The organism is uncultured Oscillibacter sp. (assembly GCF_910587525.1).
GTDB lineage: Bacteria > Bacillota > Clostridia > Oscillospirales > Oscillospiraceae > Oscillibacter.
This window is the reverse complement of sequence record NZ_CAJULS010000225.1, coordinates 1-1,941: the sequence shown is the minus strand read 5'-3', so window position 1 is coordinate 1,941 and position 1,941 is coordinate 1. Positions and strand designations below refer to the sequence as shown.

2 protein-coding genes are annotated in these 1,941 nt (G+C 68.7%); both read right to left on the bottom strand.

What is annotated here, in order from left to right:
- Positions 1 to 200 precede the first annotated feature (200 nt).
- On the bottom strand, positions 201 to 791 hold the full coding sequence (locus QZ326_RS12815) for a site-2 protease family protein (RefSeq protein WP_295745938.1): 591 nt from the start codon (positions 789 to 791) through the stop codon (positions 201 to 203).
- On the bottom strand, positions 775 to 1,839 hold the full coding sequence (locus QZ326_RS12810) for a M23 family metallopeptidase (RefSeq protein WP_295745934.1): 1,065 nt from the start codon (positions 1,837 to 1,839) through the stop codon (positions 775 to 777). Before QZ326_RS12810 ends, QZ326_RS12815 begins: the two co-directional genes overlap by 17 nt.
- Positions 1,840 to 1,941 lie beyond the last annotated feature (102 nt).

Here is a 1,941-nt window from a genome sequence, read left to right as displayed (position 1 = left end):
AGTTCAGACGTGTGCTCTTCCGATCTTGAGAGGAGAGGACGGGCTGCTCCAGGTCAGGGAGGAACAGCTGGAGATGGCCCGGAGGCTGCTGCCGGAGATCCGGGAGCGTCTGGGGGGAGACTTCCGGACGGTCTGGCTGGATGATGTGCCGAGAGAGCGCCGGGAGACATGACGGATAGGAGAAGAGCGGTCCGGTGGGGTCACCGGGCCGCTCTTTTAAGGTTTATGGCGGGGAGCTGGGGGATCAGGGTGCCGGAGGCGCCCAGAAGCAGGAACAGGCCCGCGTGACAGCGGACGGTCAGGAACAGGGCGGCGGCGGTGAGGAGGAGGGCGCAGAGGAGGCCGGTGCGGCGGCTCACGGTGTCCGCCGTCAGGGGCTCCCAGAGCCAGCTCACCAGAAGGTGCAGGGCGCGTCCGCCGTCCAGGGCGGGGATGGGCAGGAGGTTGAAGCAGCCCAGGACCAGGTTGGAGCCCGCCGCCGTGAAATGGCCCGTCAGCCGGGCCAGGAGAAGGGCCAGAGCCAGGTTGACCGCCGGGCCCGCCAGGGTGCAGGCGATTTCGCGGGGATAGGACAGGCGGCGGGTATCGGCCCGGATCTCCGCGCCGAAGGCGTTCAGCCGCAGGCGCTCCACCCGCGCTCCCGCCAGCCGCAGGGCCGAGAGATGCCCCAGCTCGTGACACGCCGCCGCCAGAAGCACCGGCGGCAGCGCCGGACCGGCTCCCCCCAGCAGGGCCAGGACGATGAGGGCTGCGAACCCCCAGCCCAGTTCCAGTTTACCCCACTTCCACATAGTAAATGGGGTTCAGATACAGGGCTCCGTCGTGGAGTTCGAAATGAAGGTGGGGGCCGGTGACCAGTCCGGTATCCCCCACCTCGGCTATTTTCTCCCCCATGGCGACGCTCCCGGAGGAGGCGGTGATCCGGCTGCAGTGGGCGTACAGGGTGATATAGCCGCCCTCGTGCTGGAGCATGATATAGTTGCCCAGGGTGCTGCTCTCCCCGGAGGCGTAGACCTCCCCGGCGGCGAAGGCCAGCACATCCGTGCCGGTATTGGCCGCCAGGTCAACGCCGTAGTGGAATTTGCTGCCCCCCTCCACCGGATGCTCCCGCCAGCCGAAGGTGGAGGTGAGATGGCCCAGGACCGGAGTGCAGTGGGGAAAGCCCAGGTTGCGCTGCTCCAGGCTGGCGTTCTCCGGCATGGCGGCCATGGTGTAGAGATGGAATGCCTCCGCCGTGGCGGTGTCGTCCTCCTCAGGGGGAGACTCCGGGGCCTCGGGGGGCTGTGATCCGCCTCCGTCCCCCGCCGGGTGGGCGATGGAGCCGGAGGCGCTTTCGGGCGAGATCAGCAGCTCCCGCATCACCGCCTTGTCCGCCTCCGGCAGCTCCAGGGCTCCGAAGCGGAGAATGCGTGTGTCCGGACCGGAGGGACCGGCGGCGGTATTGCTTGCGGGCCGGGAGTCCTCCTCCGGCCGGGCCTCCGGAACGGGACCGTCCTCCGGGGCGGGGTCGTGCTGCTGCTCCAGATCGGGGTAGGGGTTAAAGACGGCGGTGTAGGCCTCCTGCAGGGAGTCGCCTACGGAACGCTCGCCGCTGACGGCCCGGCCTACGGCGGCGAAGGCCTCCCGGAAATCCGCGTCCCGGCCGATGAGCTGCCGGGCGGAGCCCGCCAGGCGCTCCACCGCCTCGGGAAACAGCAGCTTCGCCGCTACCAGCAGGACGAAAATCACGCCGCAGACGATCAGCCGGACCGGCGTCTGGTTCTCCGCGCCGCCCCGGCGGCGGCTTCTGGTCCGGCGCAGCTGCTGGGCACGGCGGCGCTGGGCATTGGCTGATGACAATGGTATCCCCCCTTTTTGACGCTAGTTTATGCGAAAAAATGGAGGGATATGCCTGCGCGGCGGCGCGGCAAGATCGGAAGAGCGTCGTGTAGGGAAAGAGTG